Here is a 24389-nt window from a genome sequence, read left to right on the forward strand (position 1 = left end):
CCCTTACGTGATGTCACTTTCCCGGTTCTCCCACGCCACTTCTATACTGAAGTCGACTGCGGTCCAGTTGCCCGATGGGCTTGTCGAGGCGCAGCCGTTCAGGGGAACCTCAGGGGGGACATCATGAAATTGTGCACGCAATGTGGGAGCACCACTCTCGGCCAAGCCAATTTCTGCAAAACCTGCCGCAAGCCGCTGGGCGCCGTCGCGGCCAACGTCGGCGACTAGAAACACACCGACGCAATCTGCAGCTCCGCAGGCTCCAGCACCCCCAATCCACTGCCCAGCAATCGGTATTCAGAACCGATGAACCATCAAGGAAGTACTCGTGTATTGCACTCACTGCGGATTGCCCAATGATCCCGATGCCCGGTTCTGCGTCTCCTGCGGCACCCCACTCGAGCCTGACGATCAGGTCCCGGCGCAGCCTGAACCGGTAGTCGACGCCGACGCTCCGGCCATGTTCCCTGCCGCGACGCAGTACAACACCCAGCAGATCCCGGCGACGCCGGTCGCGCCGGCACCTCACGTCGCAGCCTACGCTCCGCCTGTCTGCCGCCCGAACAACAGCGGCAACAAAACACCGATCATCATCGGCGCAATCGCAGCGGTTGTGGCCGTCGCCTGCCTCGTGGCGTTCATCGCCTTCGAAAGCGGCGCATGGGGCCACAACGCATCCCCTCAGCCCCAGTCCCCCACCGGCGACGCCCCTAGCGCCACCGCGTCGCCGACGTCATCATCGAAACACTCGACATCAAGCAAGCATCACAAGACGAAACCCTCCGCGCTGGACCGAGCCACCCTCGATTCGATCGTCAACGGCTACTCGAACACCGATGTGTCAGTGGCGGCCACCACGACTACGGGAGCCGGACAGTACACATCGCAGTCGGGTAATGACGCGTTCGTCGCAGCAGGCATGTATTTGCCCATTTACCTCGCAGCAAGCGATTCCCACAACCAGGACGCCATCGACTCGGCGAACACCATGATGTCTACCATGAGCAACGACGACGCCAACAGTGCGGTCAACGCCTTGGGTGGCATCAGTGCGGTGACCGATTGGGCGCACTCACATGGCTATAACTCCACGGAATTCAACCGCGAGTTCGGCGATGTGCAGGCTTCGAACAACGGGTACGAGAACTATACGTCCTCCCGAGATGCGACCAAGATGCTGTCCGCGGTCATCGCCCATGGCGGCCAGAACCTCATGTCCTACGATGTCACCACCGATGGCGTCTCCATCCCCGCAGGCATGAGCGTCAAGGCACACCGTGGCATGGGCATCAAGGATTCCTACAACTATTTCATGGTGATCAACGACGGCGGCTCCACGGTGTCGTTGGCAGTGATGACGCAGAATCAGGGCAAGGAGCAGGCCGCCGCCCTCACCTCCAAACTGCTCATCGCGATTCATCGCGGGCTGCAGGCCCGGTGAAGGCCGCACGACAGCACCTCTGAATTCACAGGGGAAACGGACATGGCGAAACATACGGGCAACCGCACACGGGCGACTCTGACACCAACCGTGTGGGCGACTCTTACATGTCTCGTCATCGTTCTCCTGGTGATGGGGATGGTCGTGCACGGTCGTATGACCGACCGTGGTGCGGCAGGGCAGGCAACGGCCTCGCCGACCGCTTCGGTCGCCCGCACGACTCATGTCCCCACCAGCAAACGGATGGCTCCCAAACCGGACATGGCCGCGGAGCGTAAAGCCCAACAGCAGCAGACACTCAACGACCTACGCCCCCAGATGGAACAACATATCCAGGGGTACACCGGCGATTGGCAGGTGTACGTCGAAGAGCTGTCCACCGGAGCGCAGCTCTCGATGGGCAATCGCATACAACCGGCCGCGAGCCTCATCAAGCTGTACATCATGCTCGCCGCTTACCAGCAAATCAACGATGGCACGCTCCCCGACACTTCACAGATTGATGATCTGTTGCGGCAGATGATCACCGTGAGCTCCAATTCCGCAGCGAACACCCTCATCGAGACGCTTGGCAACGGCAACGATCAAACAGGGTTCGACGTCATCAACCGCACGGCTCGGCGCTACGGATTCACGCAGACCACCATCGCCGACATGCTCTCCGATACGGGATCATTGGACCCCAACCACAAGACCACATCGTCGCAGGATTGCAGCATGTTCATGGCCAAGGTCTACCGCAAACAGCTCGTATCACAATCAGCGAGCGAGGCGATGCAGCGTCTGTTGCTAGGTCAACAACGACGCAACAAGATCCCCGCGGGCCTTCCCGCAGGCACGACCGTGGCCAACAAAACCGGAGAGGTGCCCGGCGTGGAGAACGACGCGGCTATCGTATTCTCGCCACACGGCGATTACGTGCTCACGGTGATGACCAATGGGCAAACCGACGCCTTGAATGCCCAGGATGGCATTCGAACATTGTCATCAATGGTCTGGTCGGCATTGACGACTTCCTGAAGGGGTGAGGGGCACACCACAGGCTTGTCCGCGAGTCACACGCATAATAATAGCCGGACGCCACAAGGTAGCCGCCATTGCAACTAACCCGTACCGTCCGGCCAGATACCGGTATGCCCTACCGACTATGCCGCGGAGACCTCGCCCGCAGCCGAGGATTCCTCGACCTTGGGGATGAGGAACGAGCACAGCAGGGCCGCGACGACCAGCACGCCGCCGACCGCCACGCTGATGACATATGAGGCCGTGCCGGTCCCGCCGTTGATCTGGGTCATCACGGCGTACAACACCGCGAAGCTCAGTCCCGCACCGAGGTTGAAGGCCCCGGCGTTCAACCCGGGCAGATACCCGGGATTGTCGTCGGGCGAGAGCACGATGCCCAGGCCGTTGAGCATGATGTTCACCGTTCCCGCATACGCCAGGCCGACGAACACCGAGACGCAGACGAGCAGCCACACATGCGGCGCGGTCGCGGTCAGCATGATGAGCCCGATGCCGATGATCGAGGCGATGAGGCCGGAGCGCAACACAGTGTGGTAGCCGAACCGGCTGGCCAGCCAGCCCGCGATGGGCCCGAAGGCCAGGCCGGCGATGGCGTAGGGAGTCAGGGTGGCGAGCGACGCGAGGTCGGCGCCGAGACCGGCACCGAACTTCGTGTCCTGCGCGATGGCCGGCACGATGCCGTTCATGATGGCGAAGACGCCGGTCATGGTCAGCAGCGTGGTCAAGAGCAGACCCCAAGTGCGACGCTGCTTGAGGTAATGCGTGGCGACCATGGGGGCCTTCTTGCGCTTCTCCACGTTCCAGAACGCGACGAACGCGACGATGGCCACGACGAGCAGGATGGCGAACAGCAGCCAGTTCGCGTCGCCGAGCTTCTTGGCCTCATCGACGGCCACGAGCAGCGAACCGATCGCGACGACGATGAGCACGACGCCCAGCCAGTCCATCTTGGACTGTTCCTCGGCGTAGCTCTCCTCGGTGGTGATCCAGACCAGGACCATGGCGACCGCGGCGATGCCGGCCATCGTCCAGAAGATCGAACGGAAGCCGTGATTGGCGGCCAGCCAGCCGCCGAGCAGTGCGTCGATGCCGGCGATGCCGCCGTTGACCGACGTGATAACGGCCATGAGTCGGGCATACCGCGCGTTATCAGGCACCCGGACGTGCAACATGATGAGGCACAGCGGGACCAGCGGCCCGGAAACGCCCTGCAGCACACGGCCGATGAGCAGCATGGGGATGTTGACGGACAACGCCGAAATCACACAGCCGACCACGGTGGCCAGCAGCATGCCGAGCAGCACCTTCTTGCGGCCCGCCAGATCGGCCAGACGCGGCAGGAACAGCGAGAACAGGGCGGCGGCGGTGAAGAACACCGTCTGCGTCATGCTGATGTCGGAGGCCGTGGTGTTGAGCTCGCGCTGCATGGTCACCAACGCCGGCGACAGCATGGAGGCGTTGAGCTGGAACGCGAAGACCGCCACCAGCAGCGAGATCATCAACGCGATGATCGAACCGCGGTCCCCCGGAGCGCCATGCTCCTCATCGTTGGCGGCATGCACCGTCGAACCTTTCGTTGCGCTCATTGCTCCATCCCTTCCCCGATGTTCTCTATGGACTCGTGAATCAGCTGCCAGAACCGATCGACGTCGAGTTTCTCGGCATATTGCGTGTGGCAGTCCGCGGGGGCGGGGGCACGCAGATCAGCGACCGTCATGCCCAGCGTCAGGTCGCCGTGGGTCTCCACGTCGATCGGCGCCTTACGCACCGTCATCACATTCGGATCGATGAGGTAGGCGACGGTGCACGGGTCGTGCACCGGCGGATCGACGAAGCCCTGGTTCTGCGCGTAGGCCTTGCGGAAGAAGTCCATGAGCTGGCTGACGAACTTCGCCGTCGGGGTGCCGATGGATTCGATGTCCCGCTGGCGCGCCGGGGTGCACAGCGCCTGGTGCGTCAGGTCGAGACCGACCATGGTGACCTGCCACGGCGCGTGGAACACGACGTGGGCGGCCTCGGGGTCGACTTTGATGTTGAATTCGGCCACGGCACTCCAGTTGCCGACGTGAACGCCGCCGCCCATGAGGACGACTTCCTTGACGCGTTCGACGATCATGGGTTCCTTGCGCACGGCCATGGCGATGTTGGTCAGCGGGCCGGTCGGCACGAGCGTGATGGTGCCGGGCTCGTGCTCCATGATGGTGTCGATGATGAAATCGACGGCATGCTTGTCGATGACGGTACGACTCGGCTTGGGCAGATCGACGCCGTCGAGGCCCGTGTCACCGTGGACGGATGCGGCCACTTCGAGCTCCCTGACCAACGGGCTGGCGCAGCCTGCGGCCACGGGGATCGTGCGTTCCTTGACCTCTTCAAGCACCGCCAAGGCGTTGTAGGTCACCTTGTGCAACGTCTGGTTGCCACCGATCGTGGTGATGCCGAGCAGATCGATCTTCTCGCTGCCGAGCGCCAACAATATGGCGACGGCGTCGTCATGCCCCGGGTCGCAGTCCAGGATGATTTTCCTTGCCATCCACACTCCTTCGTCCTCGAATCATGCATATCTCACTTCATTGCGGTACGCATGCTTACTTGCGGATTCCATTCCAGAATGATAAAACGTTTTACCAAACCTTAGAGTCCATGATAAAACGTATTATCAGCCGTGTCAAACGAAGCCAAGCCATAGGGGGCCGTGTGTCGCGCCGCGCAACCATCAAGGACATCGCCGCCGAAGCGCAAACATCGACGACGTCGGTCTCACTGACCCTGAACAACCGACCGAACCGCTTGTCCGCCGAAACCAAAGCTCGCATCCTCGACATCGCACGACGTCTGCACTATGTCCCAAATCAGAGCGCACGCAGCCTGGTCAGCAATCGTTCGATGCTCCTGGGTCTTATCGTCCCTGACATCCAGAACGTGTACTTCGCGAATCTGGCGAAGCATCTCAGCGATGTCTGCAATGCACACGGCTACATCCTGGTCATCGCCAACTCCAATGATTCCGCGATCTCCGAACGGCAGTTGCTCAAGGAATTTCGGTCACGCGGCCTCGATGGCGTCATGATCGTGCCGTCACTGGAATCCTTCGACCAACCGGCGAACTTCCGTTCGAATGTCGAGCAGTTGGATATCCCCGTCATTATCCTGGACAGAATCTCGGCGCTGCCCTGGTGCGACGGGGTCGGCTTCGACAACTACCGCGGCGGTGAACTCGCAGCCCAATGTCTGCTCGACCACGGCCACCACCACGTCGGCGTCATAGCGGCCCAATCGACGTACATGAAGAACGACGGTCGGATCACAGGATTCCTCGATCGCATGTCGCAGGCGGGCTTCGAAGTGCCCGAGGCACTCATCACCGAGGGCAAGTTCCGCTACCAAGGCGGGTTCGAGACGGTCTCCGGGTTGCTCGACCATCATGTCACCGCGGTGTTCTGCGGCAACGACCTGACCGCACTCGGAGCCCTGAGCAACCTGCGCGCGCAAGGCCTGCGGGTGCCGCAGGACATCTCGCTCATCGGATACGACAATGACACGGCGTTCGGCGCGATGGGCGTGGAACTCACCACGATCGACCAGGATCTCGAGCGACTCTCGGCGGTCGCCATCGACACCCTCACCGCCAGGCTGAAACTCCTCGCGAAGGCGACCAAGCAGGTGGGCGCCGACACCGGAAAGCCATGGTTCACCGGTCCACAACGCACCATGCTCACACCGAAGCTCGTGGAACGGGCGACGGTGGCATGGGCCGGTTCGTCAATGCCGAAAGCATAGCACGCACGGGCTTGCACGTGCCGTACAATGGACGCGCAATGCATCGCGGAGATGCCATCGACCGATCAACGTCTGGCATCGCGACCGCAACGCACACAAGACACGACGAAGGCTGGTGCGATATGGTACGAGGATCCGTCACCATACGTGATGTCGCACGACATGCTGGGGTCTCCATATCGACGGCATCTCGTGCGCTGGGCGGCGGCTCCGCCTCCGCCAAGACGCGAACCAAGGTACAGCAGGCAGCGACTGCGCTGCATTTCGTGCCGAACACCGCCGCACAACAACTCATAACTGGTCGCTCGAACGTCGTAGCGATCATGATCACCGAGACCCCCGATTTCATGTTCCAGGATGCATTCATCTCCAGCATCACCAGCCAGCTCATGAACTCGTTCACCAAAGCGAACCTCTTCCCGTTCCTCGTCCTCATCGCCCCCAACGACGCTGAAGGGTTCGCGAGGTTGCTGCACAATTCCCGCGCCGATGGCATGGTTGTGGTGAGTTTCCATTATTCCGAACAGTTCGCCACGGTCATCGAGCAGTTCGGCAGACCCACCGTGTTCGTGGGCAAACCGCCGCTCGACATGGATTATCCCTACGTCGACCCCGATCAGCTGCAAGGCGGCCGGATGGCCGGACAGGTGCTGACAGCACGAGGACGCCGCCACATCGCGATCATCGAGGGACCAACCGACATGCATTCCCCGAACGAAAGGAACGATCGCACCACCGGCTGCGTCCGGGCACTGCACGATGCAGGCCTCTCCCCGATTGCGACCATCCCGGGACCCTACACCATGCGGCACGGCATCGAAGCCGCGCACGAAGTGCTCACCGAGCACCCCGAGGTCGATGGTTTCTTCGCACATTCCGATCAGATCGCGGCGGGCGTGCTCCATCTCCTTCACCAGCACGACAGGCATGTCCCCCGCGACATATCCGTCGTCGGCTTCGACAATTTCCAGGTCGCCGGCCTGGTCTCCCCTCCGCTGACCACCATCGCTCAACCGTTGAACCAGCTTGCGGAGGCGGCCACCGAAATGTTGTGTGCCCGGCTCGAGCAAGGTCAATGGCCTTACCGGAGGAAGATATTCCCCGTGCATCTGGTCGAGCGCGACAGCGTGTGATATCGGCCATCCGTCATCACTCAAGGCACGAATCCACCCTTCGGGCATCGTCATCTGCCTCAAAGTGTGATAGACTAGAGTCGTTTTTGGAAACGTTTCCAAAACGTTCGGCGTGATGCGAAGAAGTATCCGCCGAAGGAGAAACCGCACATAGTTGTGCGCCGGGAAAGGAACACGATGAACACGAGAAGCATGAGGATCATTGCCTCGGTAGCCGCGATAGCCACCCTCGCCAGCCTTGGGGCCTGCGGCTCCAGCAACAACTCCGGCGGCAGCGCCGGTGGAAAAACCGTGATCAAGATCCAGACCTTCAACAACTTCGGATACGGCAAGCCCTCCGACACCCGACCGGGCGCCGATCTGTGGGCCCAGTACGAGAAGCTCCACCCGAACGTCAAAGTCGAGGAGACCGTGGCCTCGGGTTCGGACGACGCCCGCTCGGCGTTCAATACCGCCATCTCGTCAGGCTCGAACGCCTATGACATCTACGCCGCTGACATCGCCTGGATGCCTTCCATCCTCGCCATGCCCGACAAGTTCATGGATCTCAAGGACTCCCTGAAGAGCAATGACTGGCTCAGCTGGAAGACCAAGGGCGCCACCACTGCAGACGGGAAGGTCATCGGCGCCGGCAACGACATCGGACCGACCGCCATGTGCTATCGCTCCGACCTGTTCGCCAAGGCGGGTCTGCCCACCGATCGTGCAGAAGTCGCGAAGATGCTCGGCGGGGACTCCGCCTCGTGGGACACCTACTTCAAGGTCGGCAAGCAGTACGCCGAGAAGACCGGGCTGCCCTGGTACGACGCCATGGGCGGTATCTGGGGCACGATGAAGACCCAGATCGAAGAAGCTTACGTCAAGAAGGACGGCAGCATTATCGCCACCGACCAGCAGATCAAGAGCAAGTACGACGAGCTGACCGCCACCAGCGCCATGTCCGCGCACCTCAACCAGTGGTCGGATGACTGGAACGCCGACTTCAAGTCGGACAAGGGCTTCGCCACCATCATGTGCCCGGCATGGCTGATCAACAACATCAAGGGCAACTCCGGCGCCTCCTTCAAGGGCTGGGACGTCGCTGACGTCACCCCCGGCGGCGGTTCCAACCAGGGTGGTTCATGGCTCGTCGTGCCGAAGACATCCAAGGTCTCCGGAGAAGCCGCGAAGCTCGTCGCATGGCTGACCGCACCCAAGCAGCAGATCGCGACCTTCAAGGCCGCCTCCAACTACCCGAGCTCCCCCACGGCCATGAAAGATCCGGCGGTCGCCGACAAGACCGAACCCTTCCTCAACAACGCACCCACCGGCAAGATCTTCGCCGACCGTGCTGAAGCCGTCAAGGCCGTCCCGTTCACTGGCGCTCAGTACTACGACATCGATTCCAAGCTGGGTGACGCCCTCGGACGAGTCGACGTGACCAAGGAGCAGAGCCCCGAGCAGTCCTGGAAGCAGTTCGTCGCCGACGTCAAGGCGCTGTCCTAAGGCATAACCCACCAGGGCGGTTCACTCGGCACCAGGAACGTACCGCCGAGTGAACCGCCCTCCGGGTCCTTCAATCATCAGATTCTTATCGATTCGTTGCGGCGCGACGTTGCGCCGCCATTGTCACGATGCGCACAGAGGAGTATCTATGTCACACGATCATGAGACAACACCGGACACGGCCCCACGGCCCAACCGATGGCATACGGTATTGGGACGGCTCGAGTGGAAGGCTTCGCCATACCTCTACGTGGCACCGTTCTTCCTGCTGTTCATCATCGTCGGGCTTTTCCCCCTGCTGTACACGATGTACGTGGCCACACGGCAGTACAACACCCTGACCGGCGACGGCGGCCTGGCTGTCTGCGGATCGACATGTGACACCACGCAGTCATCATGGATGGGCAATTTCCTGTGGGTATTCCACCAGCAGGCGTTCTATGTAGCCTTGCGCAATTCCGTATCCATTTTCCTGCTTAGCTCGATTCCGCAGATCATTCTCGCGCTGCTGCTCGCCTGGATACTGAACGCCAATCTCAAGGCCAAGACGTTCTGGCGCATGGGCGTCCTGCTGCCGTATGTCGTGGCGCCATCCGCCGCAGGCATCATCTTCTCCCAGATCTTCTCCGATAAGATGGGCGCCATCAACGTCCTGCTCCAGCAAATCGGGCTTAACCCGATCATGTGGCACGGCAGCGCGATCTGGTCGCACATCGCCATCGCCACCATCGTGAACTTCCGCTGGACCGGATACAACACGCTTATTCTCCTGGCCGCCATGCAGGCGGTCCCGCAGGACGTCATCGAGGCCGCCGTGGTCGACGGCGCCGGAAAATGGCGCACGTTCAGTTCGGTCACCTTGCCGATGCTCAGGCCTACCCTCATCTTCGTCATCATCACCTCCACCATCGGAGGCCTGCAGATCTTCGACGAACCCCAGCTCTTCCACAATTCGGCGAGCGCGGGCGGCGGCGTCAACAACCAGTACCTCACCGTGAGCCTGTACCTGTACAAGCTCGGGTTCGTCAGCGTCACCCCAGGCCAACCTAACATGGGCCGTGCGGCGGCCGTCGCCTGGGTGCTCTTCCTCATCATCGTGCTGATCGCCGTGCTGAATTACATCATCACCCAACGTCTGGCCAGCGGCGGGCGCAGACGCAACGACAAGCAGACGCTCCGCCGCATCGCACAGCGGGATGCCGAGGAGCGCGCACGCGCCCAACGATCGGGTTACAACGCCCGGATGTCCGCAACTCACGAGCAGGAGGCTTGACATCATGACCGGTATGCATGACACACATCACGAACCCAGCGTCCCCGCACTGGAGCAGATCTACGGCACGAAGGTCGCGTCCGCCGCGGCGAAGCGACGGGCGATGCGCCTGGACGTCACGTCGCAGGGACGCCGGCCGGGCAAACCGAGCTACACCGTACTGATCCTGGCCATCATCGTGTTCGTCTTCCCGCTGTATTACGCAGTGTCCATAGCCTCGCAGAACAGTCCGAGCAACCAGTACGGCGTCCGTGCCCTCATCCCCGGTACCGCGCTGCTGAGCAATATCGGACGGGCCTTCAACGCCATCGATTTCGTGCAGGCGTTGACCGGCACATTCTTCGTCTCGACGTTGGTATCTATCTCGACGGTGCTGTTCAGCACATTGGCCGGCTACTCGTTCGCCAAATTGCGCTTCCGCGGACGCAACTTCCTGCTCACTTTCGTGATCGCCACCATGACCATCCCGCAACAGCTCAGCGTCGTCCCCCTGTACATCATGGCCAACAAGGCGGGCCTCTACGGCAGCCTGTGGGCGGTGATCATCCCCGGGCTCGTCAGCGCCTTCGGCGTGTTCTGGATGACGCAGTACATCGGCGACGCCCTCCCATACGAACTCATCGAGGCCGCCCGGGTGGACGGCTGCTCGATGATCCGCACGTTCTGGTCGGTCGCCCTGCCGGCGGCCCGCCCCGCGGCGTCCATGCTGTTCCTGTTCACGTTCATCGGACAATGGACCAACTACTTCTGGCCCATGCTCATCCTGGGTTCGAACAAGAACAGCATGCTCACCGTCGCGGCCGCGGCCCTCAAGGGAGCATACTTCACGGATTACACGATGGTGATGGCCGGGGTCATCCTCACCACCTTCCCGCTGATCCTGCTCTTCTTCTTCGCCGGCCGGCAATTGGTGTCCGGCATCATGGCCGGAGCCGTCAAGGGCTGAAGCCACTCCAGCGCCTGCCGGCCGCACAAGGCATAGCCCCGTTGCGTCGGCAGGCGACCACACCACCGAATACCTACCACACCGCCTACAACACCGTATGCACCACCACATCCATTGGCACCTTTACAAGCAATGCGGCCCGAACCATGCCTGGACCCTCCCACGGCACCGTTTCGATCGCATGGAAAGCGAACAATCATGAGCACCACATTCCCCAAGGACTTCCTGTGGGGCACGGCCACCGCCTCCTACCAGGTGGAAGGCGCCATCAACGAGGACGGTCGCACACCGTCGATCTGGGACACGTTCTGCGCCAAGCCCGGCACCATCATCGATGGGTCCTCCGGTGAGTTCGCCGACGACCACTACCACCGCTTCGCCGAGGACATCGCCATCATGGGAGATCTCGGCGTCAAGGCCTACCGTCTGTCCATCGCATGGCCCCGTATCATCCCCCACCCCGACGGTGCCGTGAACCAGCGCGGCATCGACCACTACGTGCGCGTTCTGGACGCGTTGCGCGAAGCGGACATCACCCCCGTCGTTACGCTGTACCACTGGGACCTGCCTCAGTACCTCGAGGATCGGGGAGGCTGGGCGAACCGGGAGACCGCGCTGCGTTTCGGTGACTATGTGGGCGCCGTGGCGAGCGCCTTGGGCGATCGCGTAGGCATCTGGACCACCCTCAACGAGCCGTGGTGTTCCGCCTACCTGGGCTACGGCAGCGGGGTGCATGCCCCGGGCGTGCGCGACTACGCAAAGGCCCTGGATGCGGTGCATCACCTGAATCTCGCCCACGGACTGGGTGTCCAGGCCATCCGGTCGAACCTTGGCGAGTCGGCGCACACGTCCGTCGTACTCAACCTGTCGGTCAACATCGCGGCGTCGGACCACCCCGAGGACCAAGCGGCGAAGCATCGCGCCGATCTCATCGCCAACGAGGTGTTTCTCGGACCGATGCTCGAAGGACGATACGATCCCGAGATCTTCGAAGCCACGGCCGCGGTAAGTGACTGGTCATGCATCAAGGACGGGGACCTGGCAACCATCCGCCAACCGATCGATACGTTGGGACTGAACTTCTATTCCACCACGCACGTGCGGGCCAAGTCCAACTACGGCATGCAGCCCACGACGGACGTGGCCACATCCGCGGAACGCAACCCCATGCCGGCACAGGAGATCGTCGATGTCCTGCCACCTGAAGGCGAGCTGACTGCCATGGGATGGAATCAGGAACCCGAAGGGCTCACCACACTGCTCACCGAGATGGGGAGGCGATTCCCCGATGTTGCGCTCATGGTCTCAGAGAACGGTTCGGCGTGGGACGACGAAGTCAGCCGGGACCCCAACCAACCAGGAGGCCAGATCGTCCACGACCCGAAGCGTGTGACATATCTCGATGCCCACATCAAGGCCATGGCCGCCGCCATGGCGAACGGTATCCACGTCACCGGCTACTTCGCCTGGTCCCTGCTCGACAACTTCGAATGGGCGCTCGGCTACTCCAAGCGCTTCGGCATCATACGGGTCGATTACGCCTCACAGCGGCGCATCTGGAAGGATTCGGCGCTCCGGTTCAAGCAGATCATCTCCACGAATACGGTATGACCGCTGTGCTGGATCTCTTCGGGGCAACGTCGCCATATCCGAATACACGCCTAATCGCGATGCTGATGTTAACATGATTTGTACTGGCCGGGGAAGACAACCATAGCGGGAGGATCGTTGAAACCTCACATTACAATTCACGACATTGCCGAGATGTGTCATGTGAGTACCGCAACCGTCTCCCGAGCTCTGAACGGCAAGCCCGGAATCGGAACGGCACGCAGAGAGCAAATCATCAAACGCGCCAGAGCTCTTGGCTACGTGCCCGATGCAACGGCGCAATCCATGAGATCTCGTCGTACGGACTGCGTATACATCGTCATGTATTCCGGCCCGGGCAATGGCGAACCGTTACTTCAATTGCCACCCCATGAGGTTTTCGAATCGATGTTGGGAGTGAGCGTCCGAACGCATGTGCTTTCGGTTCACGACGATCTCGTCGAGGATTTGAAGCAAATAGAGGCCACTTATGCACCGTTACTATTCGTGGTGTTCGGCCCTTGCCTCACCGACAGCTGGAAATTCTCATCCCTCACCACGCCGTTGCTGTTCGTGCTCTCCGATGACGCACCCGAGGGACGCCCTGCGGTCGTCAGTGACGATTTCGACGGAGCGCTGGGAGTGACAGAATCACTGTTCGACGCGGGGCACCAACGCATCACATTGATAAGTGACAGTGCGGACGGGAAACGGGTGAATTACGAGCACAGAATCGAAGGGTTCCGTGAAGCGTTGAGGCGGCACGGGATGCGGTTCGATCCGTCCATGCTGAGCACCATCACCATTGATTTCGGCGATTACCTTGAGTCATCCCAAGAGGAACTCAAGAAGGCTCTCCATCCGCTGTTGCGGGAGGACGGCCTGTCAAACGGTTATGAACGACCTACTGCCGTGTTCGTTCTGAGCGACTTCCTGGCATTGACACTACTCAAGGTCGTGTGGAACGCTGGTATGAGGGTTCCTAAGGATATATCGCTCGCAGGGTTCGGGGGCTGGACGATGACAAAATACGCCCCCGTTACATTACGTACATGGACTCAACCACGCGCCGACCTCGTCACGGTTGCGGGCACGGCGGTATCCTGTCTCATTCGTTCCAAGCCCTTCCCCAAGACCTTGGAACTACCCACCCAGCATCCGGATGGCAGCTACGGCACCGCCATCGCCGTCACTCCCACAACGCTGATGGTCCCGGGTTTCTTGCGGACGGGCGAATCCGTTGCCACCATTGCAGCCCCGCCCATTGAATGACACAAGGCCGCTGTGACGATTCCCCCGGTTCAGCGATGACCCTGGTGATGCCACGGTGGACGAGGCAACACCCGTCCCGGGCAGCAACGCCACAGCACGCCCCATGCCATAGGAACGGGCCACGGAAGCGCGAGCCGTTACCGGTCTTTGCCGGTTTTCGCGGGATACCCCGAACGCCAAACAAATCCCACAGCGCCGATCAATCCGCCGGAAAGCACAATGATCCACCATGGGAAGCCCGGCAGCTCCGATGGTTTGTGGGCGGCTTCGATGTCCTTCTTCGGCGTCGGGTTGATGCGCTTCCCGGTCACGAGAATACGCTGGGAGTTGATGCCCAAAGGGGTGCAGGTCACGAGTGTCACCAGGTCTCGTGTGGGTTCGGCCTTCAGAGATGTCGTGTCGTGAGGATCCACAACCCTGATATCAAAGACTTCATACGTGAGCACCTGGCCCATAACCTCTACGGTAAATGTATTGCCTTTCTTTACCTTGTCAAGATTGGTGAACATGGTTGCCGTGGCGAGCCCACGATGACCGGTCAACACGGCATGCGTCCCTTTTCCTCCCACCGGCAACGAAGTGCCTTCCAGATGACCGACGCCTTTGAGCAGCGTGGCGTCGGACGTGCCGTGATACACGGGCAGGTCCACATCGATGGATGGGATGCGCAGTCGAGCCATGATGTCTGCCGGACCAACCAGAATTTTATTGTAATCCAACGATTCCTGGGGATCCCGGCTCTTGCCGGCCCCCGTGGGAAGACGATGATTCGCCTCAAGCACCGCCCCGGCCGACAACGCATCGTTGTAGGCATGAGCCTCCTTGAGCTGTTCGGTAATGGATGGAGACACGTTCCCCGAGTCGATCTGTTGGGTATTGGTGTCGATCAATCTCGATTGGTCGTACTGGGAGAACCACTCGGCCGTTTGGGGATACATGAGCACAGCCAAACCCGCCAGTACCAACACGGCCGGGATGAGGGCATAGAGGCGCAACCTCCACCGAGCATGCGCCTTCCCGGTCTTGGCCGCAATGACGGCCGCATCCCCGGATTCCATGGCATCACCAGCCTGTGCCACCGATGCGGGCATAACGGATCGGTGCCTCGGATTGTCCGACATCTCTGTATTTCGATTGCGCATTGTCCTCCGCCATCGTTGGTCCACCACTCGATCATTGACTTCAGCATAAGCATAAATACGAGGAGGGGGAAAGGTGCATCCACCTTTCCCCCTCCTCGGCGTATTACGGTTCATCCGATACTCGAGTGAACCGCCGCACAAGCCGTATGGCTCAGCTTACGCCTACCTACTCAACAGCTCAGCGAGCAGAACGCTTGCGAGCAATCGTATAGGCAGCTCCACCGGCGACGACCAGCGCAAGACCACCGAGGGTCATCACGATGGTTCCGGCAGCGCCGGTCAACGGCAGGTTCGGATGATTCTGCTGCACGTTGGTGACCGTGACCGTGTTCACACCGGTCGTAGTCCCGGGCTTGATCGTTACCTTATGATCGAAAGTACCGACGATAAAGCCAGCCGGAGCCTTGGTCTCATACAGGCAGTAATCCTTCGAGGGGTTCTGGAGCGGACCGTCGGAGCTGTTCGCGACGAACAGGCCAAGAGGACTGGTCGGGTTCGCGTTCCACTGCACGGTGCCGTTGACATCGGAAGTACCGTCCGCGATATGGGTACCGGCAATATCGGCGGGGCAGGAGCCGTCAGCCGCGGTGGCAGTAACTGCGAACTGCGCATCCTTCAGCGGTTTCTTGCTCTCATCTTGCTTGATGACCTGAAGCTGACCCCAGTACGTGTACGGCGTCGTGGTTCCGGGAGTCGTCGTCCCGTTGAACGTCGAGCCATAGCCGGGCTCACCGGGCTTGCCTGAACCCGGACCGTTTTCGATCGCTCCGGACTCGGTGACCTTCAGGACCTTCGCCGTGAATACGACAGTGATGACATCGTCAGCCTTGAGCGTAGCCAGGCGAGCCGAGGTCAACGTCCAGCTTGAGCCATCGGCCGCAACGGTGTAATCCGTATCCTTCACGAGCGGCGTGCCGTTCAAGCTCACCGAGGTGGTGTCGTTATACGCCAGCTCGTCAGCCTTGAGAATATCGTAGATTACCGCTTGGTTGTAGGTCTCGCCCTCGTTCAAACGCGGAACGGTCTGCTTGATCGTGTACTCGACGGTGTCCCCGACCTTCACACCGGTCTGGTCCTCGGTCTTGTTGATCGTCTTGACAGGAGCGGAAAGCACCTGGTTCTTCGGATACACGTTCACGTCATAGAGCCAGTTGCCCTTGGTCTGCGGCAACGGCAACGTCACGAGGAACGGTGCGGTCTCGGAAACAATGTTGTTGTTGCCGTGACCGGTTTCAGTCACATAGTACAGACCGTGAGGCAAATCAGCGGTCACCGTGCCGTTGGCATCGGTAGTCACTGACGAGTCGGTCAAGGACGCGACATCCTGCAAGGCATACGGTGCCGAAGTGACATCCGACGCCTGCACGCCGTCAATGAGATCCCAGCCCTCAGGGGTGTCGAGATTGATCGACTTCCCATCCTTCGAAACGACCTGCTGAATCTTGAACGTCACGCCTGCAAGCGCATTGCCGAAGCCGGTGGTATCCTGCTTCGTTCCATCGCCGGCATCGCCCTGCTTGCCATCGAACTTATTGATGGTCAGCGAAGTCTTGGTGTCGGGGTTGATATTGCCCACACCGGTGATGGCATCGTCTGCATTGGCACTCAACGTAGCCCCAGCCAAGCCCATGGCCCCAACGGCCAAGGCACCGACAATCGACGCGAGGCGACGCGTCAGCGAACCTTTCTTTCCCATACTCATTGTTTTCCCTTTCTGTAGGTGCCCTGCCATATGACGGGCACCACATGCATCTGGCCGAATGACCAAAATCTCTATTGTTAATTATTCCGGGCGGGGCCGCAATTCAGGCCTCGCAAGTTCGAGTGGGTTATACCCTGGTGTGCATCCTTCGCCGCAACGCTACCGCGAGACCTGCCGACAGCATCATCAACGTCACACCGCCGAGCACGAATGCATCCGTACTCATCCCACCGGTCAGCGGCAAGGTGGGCGGGGTCCGCTGTTTGTTGGCGATGTCCACGGCCACGGCACTGGCGACGGCACCCGCGTTCACGGTCACGGTATGCACCGTGTCATCGAGCACGTACCCTGTCGGGGCCTTCGTCTCCTTGAGGTAATACACCTGCGAGGTATCCGAATCATTGCCCACGAACAGCACGATCGAACCCGTGCCGTCCGCACCCGTCGTAAACGTGCCCACCGACGTGGTGGCGGCCGCATCGGAATACACCGTGAACTCCGCACCGGCCAACGTCTTCGCCACGTCGCCCTCGGCGTGCTTGAGGACCTTGAGCGGCCCCCAGTTCGTCGTGGGGTTCGTACCGGGTTCGCCTGGCTTGCTCGTGGTCTTGCCGCCGTTGTCGTTGGTGAACACCGTCGCCTGATTCGGGATGACCCCGTCACCCAAGGAGTTCACCTTGGTGTTCAGCGTCAACGTCACCACGTCGCCCGCCTTGAGCTTGGCCACGCCGACGGCAGTGAACGTCACCGTCACCGTGTTCCCGTTAGCAGCAGAGGCCGGGTCAACCGTGTAATCAGTGTCCTTGGTGAAGCCCGCGACCGACAGATCCTTATATGACAGACGCGAATCCAGCTTGTCGGACACCACGAACTTCGTGATGTCACCAGGCTTGTCCGGCTGCACCGGGGCCTTGATCGTCCACGGCACCGTCGAACCAATCACCACACCATCCGTAGGATCAGCAACCTCCTTCGTCGGCACGCCGGTATACACGTTCACGAAGGTGCAGTCAACGGTCTGCCCCGGCTTGACCGATGGCACGCTGACACCATCCTGGGAGGTAATGGATATCGACGTGTCGGAAGCACCGCTTCCGGTGACCTTGCACTGGTTGAGCGCATTGCCCGCGTCGAACTTATAGTTCGCCTGCTGCTGCTCATTGACCTTGACGTTGGCCACGCCGTTCGCGTTGTTGAAGTTGAGACCCCACGACGCCACACCGCTCGCATTGGTCTGCTGGGTGGTGCTCACGGGATTCTGCGTCAACGTGCCGCTGGTGGCCGTGCCCAACGCCCCGACCGTCCAACCGGATATGGGCTGCGGAGTCGCCTGATCGTAATACTTGATCAGCTTGTGGACGTTCACCGTCGCCGATGAGGGTTTTGGCGTGTTGGTGAAAGTACACACCACGTTGGGTGCCTTAGCCTGGCCGGTGGGAATCGATAGCTTCCCGGCATTGACTCCGATAGTCGCATTGCCATTGGCCACATCTACGCATGCCAAGCTGGACACATAATTGGCCATGTCCGTGGAGGCGCTGCCCGGAGCCTCAGTGACCGTATACTGGTGTCCTGCAATCACTGGTATGGGACCTGCAGTAATCGGTTGTACGCCGGATGCCTGCCCAGTCGTTGTGGCTGGAGTTGCCACATCGGTACCCGCGGAGTCTTTGATGCCAAGCTGGAACTGATCTCCCGGTACTGCCCTGCCATTCGGCAGGTTCTTGGCAACGGTGAGCGTCGGCGGAGTGGAGCACGAAGAAAGATCCGTGCTACTGCTCTCCGTGCTACTGCTCATCTTGTTCGATATCTCAACAGGGGTACCCCAAGTATTGGGATCGTATTTCAGCAGTGTCGTGTCATTGCCGACATAGAGATAGCCGTTGCTGTCGAACGCTATACCATTAAAGCCAGAACCAGCCTTGATGTGCTTGCCGAAGACATTTGAACCGATTATTGCACGATTCTGATCATTCGCCGCTACGGCCGCTGCAATATCCGATTGCTTCACCAGTGTAATGTTGACGGAGACTGAGCCCTTCCGATCAGGATTGGTGCTGCTGACAACATACAAATTCCCCGCACCATCGAATGCCATGTCCCCGTTCAAACCACCATCGGGAAGCGACAAGTTTTTGACTGAACCCAAGGCACTATAGCCATTGCCCGTCCACGCCCACAAGTACACGGCCTGATTCTTGATTTTTCCGATCAGGAAGTTGCCCGTCACTGGATCGACCGCCCCGGCCACCAATGAAGCAGAGCCCATATTCGTGTTACCGGATCCGGTTATCGCCGTTGGGTTCGTTCCAGCTTGGTACCTCACAACCTTATTAACCTGAGAGACCTGATAACCGCCCCTCTCGTACCAATAGGCAGTTGAGCCATTCGCCCCAATGCCGATGCCATTATACGAGCTGCCCGAAGTCTGTCCGCTGGCATTATACGCAGTGGTCACGTTGCCGCTCGGGTCAATCTGATTGACGTTTCCGTTACTCTGCATCGAGTAGATGTACCCGGGCTGGCAGTTGAACATGCTGCCATCCGCAGCCTGCGCAGCTGGCGCGTGGGTCGCAGCAACGACTCCGCCTGTGATCAACATGGCAATAGCCGCAATGATGGCAAACACGAATTTGACTAGTATGGAGCGATGGCGCCCCGTATGCGAATATAATGTCATCGTCTACCGCCTTCTCTCCAGCCTACTTTCAGCAGCGACTGCAACAATCGCGAAATTCCCGTACTGCAGTGCATATCTCCTCTTCCTTTCAATGATCCCCCTGAACCATTTGCCCGAACGCAGCCACAACGTCCTTCGGTGCATATTGCCCATCATGCAACCGATGCCACCGATCCGCCCCATTGAGGGTCTTCGGCACTCGCACAGTCACAGGCATCGATCATGTCCATGGTCAGAGTGTACCTGTCACCGACCAGTGGAAACCCAACGTAAAGGTTTACGTGGGATATGTCACATACACGGGATTCACCCGTTATCCGCATACCGATTACGGCGCCGGAATTGCCGGCGAACCGAAGCGGTGGCAAATCGCCAGGGCCGGGCCTGTCCTATGCCACGTGATTGCGCTTCTTCAGCAGCACGATGCAGATCCCTCCCGCTGACAGGCATACCGCGAGCATACCGACTGGAAGCGCGGCCGACCCAGTGTGTGCCAACATCCCGTTTGGCTGATTGCCCGCATTTCCCGCAAGTGTGCTGTTGTTTGGCCCCTTCGCGCTACTCTTTCCGATCTGCGAAGTCTCAGCATGTGACGGCGCCGCCGCCGGCGTAGTCGGCTTGTCGGGAACGGCGCGGCCGGTAATCGTAACGGTGAAGGACGCCGTCATGGTACGCTCATCTCGCACCGCGACGGTGATGGTCTGCGGACCGTTGGTAGCATTAGCATTAAAGCCCATAAGGACATACTCATCGGCGCTCAACCTGCGTTCAGTGCCGTCGGACATTCGCGCAGTCACCACGAGACCTGCAGGATCGAATTCCTGTCCCGCATGGTACACCCCCACCGTGGGTTGGGCCGTTACCCTTACCGAGGCGATGGTGGGGTCATGCTGAACCACCACTTCGGCGCGCCGCCCCGGCTCCACCTTGATGACCGCACCGGAATCACTCACGGTGACTTTCGAACTGAACGCGGCGGCAAGATTGAGACGCTGCCATCCATCCGACGTGGAATCAAGAGGATATCCCGAGTCGATCTCCGTACGGGCAAGCACCGCCGTACGCTGCTTTCCATCGAGCGTGGGGAACACCGTTCGCAAGAGCGCCTCGGCTCCCGCCGGTACGCGTGGCTGTTGCCCTGTCCGCCCCACGGCAGCAAAACCATAGGTCATCCGCCGAGTGAACGCCGTGACCGCAGATGGAACATCCGTAACCGGATCAATCGACACCTCATCGGTGAAACCGCTCTTGTACCCATCCGTCGTTGCCGCTTTGGTCCGGGCGACGATCTGCGCAAAAGTGTCACCGTATCCCGCCGCACGCCCACGCTTGGTCAGATACGTTCGCAGCTCCTGCTGCGCAGGAAGAAAACGTGCCTGATAGAACTGATCATCCCCCAGACGCCCCGCGGCAGAGGCGGTACCCACAATCCGTCCGCCGATGATATCCAATGGATAATGTACCCCAAGGACGATGCGGTCATTCCCGCCCTCGGCGGCGCGCGCCGCAATCTGCGTCGACAGCTCAGGGACCATCGCCGCAAGGGTAAGCCCGGAGGCATAGAACGCCATGGTGTGCCCGGACGGGAAGGACTGGGAATTATCCGGAATCAGCTCGGCATATCCGGCACCATGTTCAAAACCGCGGTACGGATCGGTCCAATCGGAGGCGCGCTTGATGCCTAACGCCGGCGCGAGACCTTTCAGATCATTACTTCCATGCACGCTGCGATCAAACGCATCACCATACTCGGTGTTGAGCGAAGGACGGGGATAGTTATACGCCCGTTTCGCATCGGTCACGGGGATGTACTTGACCATGTCGTTAAGCAGGGTGAACGTCTGTTGCAACGCACGGGTTTTCGTTGAGGGATCGATGACCAGCCCATCCCAGAACCATTCCCCCATAATCGGCCCAAAGGCGTCAACGAACGTTTCTCGGTTGTTCTGGTCGGCATCGATGAGCGCGCTGTACCTGCGTGTATGTGCCGTCAACCAATATGCCGGCGGCGTTGTCGGCCGCCGCCTTGTTGTTGATGGAGACCACCAAATCATTGTTGCGTCCAAGAATCGCAACCCCCTTATCAGTCACCGATCCTCGGAACACGTCCGACGGATCGTTGGAGGGGTTATCTTTGGCCGACCAGTATTGTTTGAATTCACCGAGCAACGATTCGACCGCCGGTTTATTCGCATCCGATGGATATACCGCAGATTGATCGGCAGCCATGGCCGGGGACACGCCCCAAAACCCAGTTGCACACACAACGACGGCAGCCACGGCCGCCGCAATACGTCGCACACCCGTTCTCATCCTCATCCTCCACATCATGGCCATTACCGATTCAACCCTAAGGTTGCAAGGTGGATGAGAAGTGGCACTGACATGAACAAGGGATAAACATCGATGCAAGCGAAGCATGAGACCGCCGACGTACGCATCATCGCGACAACCGGTATCGTGAGCATGGCGGAATCAATACTCCCGACCAATCACGAACGTCCCATGCTCCCGCCGGCTTCCTCGAAGAACCGCCGGATTGCTACTCCTGGAATTTGGGATCCTGGAGCAGATCCTCATAGAGTTTGCGATACACCGCCGGGCGGAAGTCCGTTGCCCTGCCGATTAACACATTCGGCTCGAACTTCTCCCTGGTGGCCAGCGTCAGGTCCACGGTCGCCGTGTACATACAGTTCTTCGCCGCCCTCGGGTCCGTGAACGGATACCCCGCGAAGTATTCGGCCTCGCAGAATTTGGTGCTGGGACTGATAATGCTCGACCCACCCCAGAAATCGTTGTAGAGATCCCTGCCCGCAAGATTGGCGGAAACAATATAGATCCGATTGACGATGCTGCCCGCCTCCAGCGTCGTGGAACCGAGCGCGACACCATGGCATTTGGCGAGTGCCGTGCAATTCACGTAGAGGCGGCAGCCTTTAGTCGCATAGTAGCGCATCAGCTCTTGGAAGCAGTAGGTGTCATAGCAGATGCCTAAACCGACAAGGCCCCACGGCGTCTCAAAGATGAACGGCTCGTCCCCTCGTGTTGCCCAATGCGGTTCGGGGAACGGCAGGCGAATCTTGTGGTATGAGCCGATGACCCCCTCCGGACCACAAACGCACGCCGCATTGTATATCACGGAGGCATCGTCCTTGTCGCGTTCAGGCAATCCGAAAGCTATATAGACACCAAGCTCCTTGGCTTTCTGGGCCATCGCCTGTGAACTAGGCCCAGGAACCGTCTCCGCAAGCTTTGCCTGCATTTTCTCCGACTATGGCCTTTCCTCTTCGTCGTCGTACCCGGTCAGCCCCATCTCGGGGAACACGATGAGATTCGCACCTTCGGCCGCAGCCGCCTCCACGTATCCCAACATACGGTTGAGATTGACCTGTTTGTCGCCCCATGTGGCATTGAACGCTACCGTGGAGATCTTGATGACATCCTTCATATGGTTCCTCCTATGACTTGGATATGCAGACGCCCCGACACTAAAGCCGATTCATATCACCAAGGTTTCAGGCGCATATCACTGATGTTCCATCAGCGTTGCCGCCGATCAGCACCCGTATTCAGCGCAACGCCCACCTCCGCATAGGCAGGATGCTCATCACTATGCGATGCACCGACCTTCGCACCACACCGATTGCACCTTCCAGGAGGCACCGGCATGGAGCAGACAGTCCGCGGCATAGCCCTCTGAGAGCAAACCAAGAGGATGGTTCGTAATGGTGTTCGGCCGGTCGATTCCCAAAGCATGGGCCGGCCCCAAGGTGGCTCCGGCGACTACAGATACGGCGGAAAGGCCCAGCTCCTCCACTCCGCGGCGCACCGACTCCTCCAACGTCAGCGTGGAACCGGCGATCGCACCATTCGACACTAGGCGGGCATGCCCCTGCTTGACGGTGACCGCGAGCTTGCCCAACGTATAGGCGCCGTCCGGGCACCCCGTCGCGGCCATCGAATCGGTTATGAGGGCGATGCGATCGGCGAACAACGCGAACGCGAGCTTGGCCACGGGATTCTGCACGTGGAACCCGTCGTTAATCAGCTCGACCTGCACGCGCGAATCCTCCAGAACCGCCGGGATGGGACCGGGCTCGCGGTGGTGGATGCCATTCATCGCGTTGAACACATGGGTGAGGATTCTTGCCCCAGCATCAATGCCGCGCTTGGTCGTGTCGTAATCCGCATCGCAATGGCCGATGGCCGGCAGCACACCCGCTTGGCTGAACCGCCGAATCGCCTCAAGACCATGCGGCAGCTCGGGCGCGATGGTGATCTGGCGAATGCACCCATCACTGGCCTCGAGCAACCGATCCACATACTGCGGTTCGGGATCGCGCAGGCACGCAGGGTCATGCGCGCCCTTACGAGACAGTGCAAGGAACGGGCCTTCGAGATGGGCGCCGATGCAGTCCTGCCGTTCGGCGCAGACCTTTGCGACGGTGCGCAGATTGGCGCACATCACGTCAAGCGGATTGGTGATCAAACTCAGCACCTGACGCGTCGTGCCATGCATGGCATGGCCGGCACGGGCGATCGCGATGCCCTCGAATCCGTCATCGAACGACTGCTCCCAAGCGCCATGCGAGTGTATGTCGATGTAGCCGGGCGTGAGGATGGCGCCGTGTGCGTCGATTACTGGGGCGTCGGCCGTTGGGGAGACGGCGGATGACACGTCGGCCGAACCTTGCGATGCCGCGGGTTTCAGAGAGACCTTCGTACAGGCACGGTCGAAATCATCGTCTCCCGCACCCGTGGCGACGATCGCTCCATGGGCCGAAACCAACCAGAAGTGGCGTTCGACCCCGCGCGCATCGATTTTCGTGGCGTTGCGAATCGCGAAGGTCTTCGGCGCACTCATCACGGCCTCGCGAACCGCCGCGCTGCGTTCTTCCTTCGTTACCTTGCCATCCATGGAT

At 60.2% G+C, this 24389-nt stretch carries 17 protein-coding genes and 1 pseudogene; 9 read left to right on the forward strand and 9 right to left on the reverse strand.

Going from position 1 to position 24389, the window contains the following annotated elements; genetic code table 11:
- Window positions 1-328: 328 nt before the first annotated feature.
- Window positions 329-1441 (forward strand): zinc-ribbon domain-containing protein, encoded by a 1113-nt coding sequence (locus BMON_RS02085; protein ID WP_081882778.1) that lies wholly within the window; start codon window positions 329-331, stop codon window positions 1439-1441.
- A gap of 42 nt (window positions 1442-1483) precedes the next feature.
- On the forward strand, window positions 1484-2461 hold the full coding sequence (locus BMON_RS02090; protein ID WP_081882779.1) for a serine hydrolase: 978 nt from the start codon (window positions 1484-1486) through the stop codon (window positions 2459-2461).
- Between the two features lie 125 nt (window positions 2462-2586).
- Here BMON_RS02090 and uriT read toward each other — a convergent pair whose 3' ends face one another.
- Entirely contained in the window at window positions 2587-4050 is a 1464-nt protein-coding gene (gene uriT, locus BMON_RS02095; protein ID WP_081882780.1) for a uridine transporter UriT, read from the reverse strand.
- On the reverse strand, window positions 4047-4997 hold the full coding sequence (uriH, locus tag BMON_RS02100) for a uridine-preferring nucleoside hydrolase UriH (protein WP_033512305.1): 951 nt from the start codon (window positions 4995-4997) through the stop codon (window positions 4047-4049). Before uriH ends, uriT begins: the two co-directional genes overlap by 4 nt.
- A gap of 164 nt (window positions 4998-5161) precedes the next feature.
- Here uriH and BMON_RS02105 point away from each other — a divergent pair, with 164 nt between their 5' ends.
- From BMON_RS02105 to BMON_RS02135, 7 genes are all read left to right on the forward strand, one after another.
- Window positions 5162-6244 (forward strand): LacI family DNA-binding transcriptional regulator, encoded by a 1083-nt coding sequence (locus BMON_RS02105; protein WP_051917771.1) that lies wholly within the window; start codon window positions 5162-5164, stop codon window positions 6242-6244.
- A 122-nt stretch (window positions 6245-6366) separates the two neighbouring features.
- Window positions 6367-7377, forward strand: a complete 1011-nt coding sequence (locus tag BMON_RS02110; RefSeq protein WP_033512402.1) for a LacI family DNA-binding transcriptional regulator — start codon at window positions 6367-6369, stop codon at window positions 7375-7377.
- Between the two features lie 177 nt (window positions 7378-7554).
- Window positions 7555-8862 carry an ABC transporter substrate-binding protein gene (locus tag BMON_RS02115; protein ID WP_033512304.1) on the forward strand — a complete coding sequence of 436 codons (1308 nt, stop codon included), beginning with the start codon at window positions 7555-7557 and terminating at the stop codon, window positions 8860-8862.
- Window positions 8863-9010: 148 nt separating this feature from the next.
- Complete coding sequence (locus tag BMON_RS02120) at window positions 9011-10135, forward strand: carbohydrate ABC transporter permease (RefSeq protein ID WP_051917772.1); 1125 nt, start codon at window positions 9011-9013, stop codon at window positions 10133-10135.
- Window positions 10136-10139: 4 nt separating this feature from the next.
- The gene (locus tag BMON_RS02125) at window positions 10140-11081 is read left to right on the forward strand and encodes a carbohydrate ABC transporter permease (protein ID WP_033512303.1); all 942 of its coding nucleotides are present in this window, start codon (window positions 10140-10142) and stop codon (window positions 11079-11081) included.
- A 198-nt stretch (window positions 11082-11279) separates the two neighbouring features.
- The gene (locus BMON_RS02130; RefSeq protein ID WP_033512302.1) at window positions 11280-12692 is read left to right on the forward strand and encodes a GH1 family beta-glucosidase; all 1413 of its coding nucleotides are present in this window, start codon (window positions 11280-11282) and stop codon (window positions 12690-12692) included.
- Between the two features lie 117 nt (window positions 12693-12809).
- Window positions 12810-13943: a LacI family DNA-binding transcriptional regulator gene (locus BMON_RS02135; RefSeq protein ID WP_081882782.1), complete on the forward strand. Its 1134-nt coding sequence runs from the start codon at window positions 12810-12812 to the stop codon at window positions 13941-13943.
- Window positions 13944-14080: 137 nt separating this feature from the next.
- Here BMON_RS02135 and BMON_RS02140 read toward each other — a convergent pair whose 3' ends face one another.
- The 7 genes and pseudogenes from BMON_RS02140 to nagA form a co-directional block, all read right to left on the reverse strand.
- A complete protein-coding gene (locus tag BMON_RS02140; RefSeq protein WP_202805433.1) occupies window positions 14081-15199 on the reverse strand; it encodes a class C sortase in 1119 nt (372 codons plus the stop codon).
- A 64-nt stretch (window positions 15200-15263) separates the two neighbouring features.
- Window positions 15264-16787 (reverse strand): SpaH/EbpB family LPXTG-anchored major pilin, encoded by a 1524-nt coding sequence (locus BMON_RS02145; protein WP_202805434.1) that lies wholly within the window; start codon window positions 16785-16787, stop codon window positions 15264-15266.
- A 127-nt stretch (window positions 16788-16914) separates the two neighbouring features.
- Window positions 16915-19467, reverse strand: coding sequence for a SpaH/EbpB family LPXTG-anchored major pilin (locus tag BMON_RS09420; RefSeq protein WP_081882783.1), 2553 nt, complete (start codon window positions 19465-19467; stop codon window positions 16915-16917).
- Between the two features lie 389 nt (window positions 19468-19856).
- On the reverse strand, window positions 19857-21374 hold the full coding sequence (locus BMON_RS02160; RefSeq protein ID WP_161786313.1) for a phosphatase PAP2 family protein: 1518 nt from the start codon (window positions 21372-21374) through the stop codon (window positions 19857-19859).
- A gap of 16 nt (window positions 21375-21390) precedes the next feature.
- The gene (locus BMON_RS10100) at window positions 21391-21780 is read right to left on the reverse strand and encodes a hypothetical protein (RefSeq protein ID WP_161786312.1); all 390 of its coding nucleotides are present in this window, start codon (window positions 21778-21780) and stop codon (window positions 21391-21393) included.
- A 229-nt stretch (window positions 21781-22009) separates the two neighbouring features.
- Window positions 22010-22915, reverse strand: a pseudogene (locus tag BMON_RS02165) (carbon-nitrogen hydrolase family protein).
- 162 nt (window positions 22916-23077) lie between these two features.
- Window positions 23078-24385, reverse strand: a complete 1308-nt coding sequence (nagA, locus tag BMON_RS02170) for an N-acetylglucosamine-6-phosphate deacetylase (RefSeq protein WP_033512299.1) — start codon at window positions 24383-24385, stop codon at window positions 23078-23080.
- Between the last annotated feature and the right edge of the window lie 4 nt (window positions 24386-24389).

Source organism: Bifidobacterium mongoliense DSM 21395 (assembly GCF_000741285.1).
In the GTDB taxonomy this organism is placed as follows: Bacteria; Actinomycetota; Actinomycetes; order Actinomycetales; family Bifidobacteriaceae; genus Bifidobacterium; species Bifidobacterium mongoliense.

Excerpts from the sequence above, each read along its gene's own strand:
- BMON_RS02090 (WP_081882779.1), top strand. The coding sequence starts at position 1,484 with ATGGCGAAACATACGGGCAACCGCACACGGGCGACTCTGACACCAACC.
- uriT (WP_081882780.1), bottom strand. The coding sequence starts at position 4,050 with ATGAGCGCAACGAAAGGTTCGACGGTGCATGCCGCCAACGATGAGGAG.
- uriH (WP_033512305.1), bottom strand. The coding sequence starts at position 4,997 with ATGGCAAGGAAAATCATCCTGGACTGCGACCCGGGGCATGACGACGCC.
- BMON_RS02110 (WP_033512402.1), top strand. The coding sequence starts at position 6,367 with ATGGTACGAGGATCCGTCACCATACGTGATGTCGCACGACATGCTGGG.
- BMON_RS02115 (WP_033512304.1), top strand. The coding sequence starts at position 7,555 with ATGAACACGAGAAGCATGAGGATCATTGCCTCGGTAGCCGCGATAGCC.
- BMON_RS02120 (WP_051917772.1), top strand. The coding sequence starts at position 9,011 with ATGTCACACGATCATGAGACAACACCGGACACGGCCCCACGGCCCAAC.
- BMON_RS02125 (WP_033512303.1), top strand. The coding sequence starts at position 10,140 with ATGACCGGTATGCATGACACACATCACGAACCCAGCGTCCCCGCACTG.
- BMON_RS02130 (WP_033512302.1), top strand. The coding sequence starts at position 11,280 with ATGAGCACCACATTCCCCAAGGACTTCCTGTGGGGCACGGCCACCGCC.
- BMON_RS02140 (WP_202805433.1), bottom strand. The coding sequence starts at position 15,199 with ATGAACCGTAATACGCCGAGGAGGGGGAAAGGTGGATGCACCTTTCCC.
- BMON_RS02145 (WP_202805434.1), bottom strand. The coding sequence starts at position 16,787 with ATGAGTATGGGAAAGAAAGGTTCGCTGACGCGTCGCCTCGCGTCGATT.
- BMON_RS09420 (WP_081882783.1), bottom strand. The coding sequence starts at position 19,467 with ATGACATTATATTCGCATACGGGGCGCCATCGCTCCATACTAGTCAAA.
- BMON_RS02160 (WP_161786313.1), bottom strand. The coding sequence starts at position 21,374 with ATGGGGGAATGGTTCTGGGATGGGCTGGTCATCGATCCCTCAACGAAA.
- BMON_RS10100 (WP_161786312.1), bottom strand. The coding sequence starts at position 21,780 with ATGAGAACGGGTGTGCGACGTATTGCGGCGGCCGTGGCTGCCGTCGTT.
- nagA (WP_033512299.1), bottom strand. The coding sequence starts at position 24,385 with ATGGATGGCAAGGTAACGAAGGAAGAACGCAGCGCGGCGGTTCGCGAG.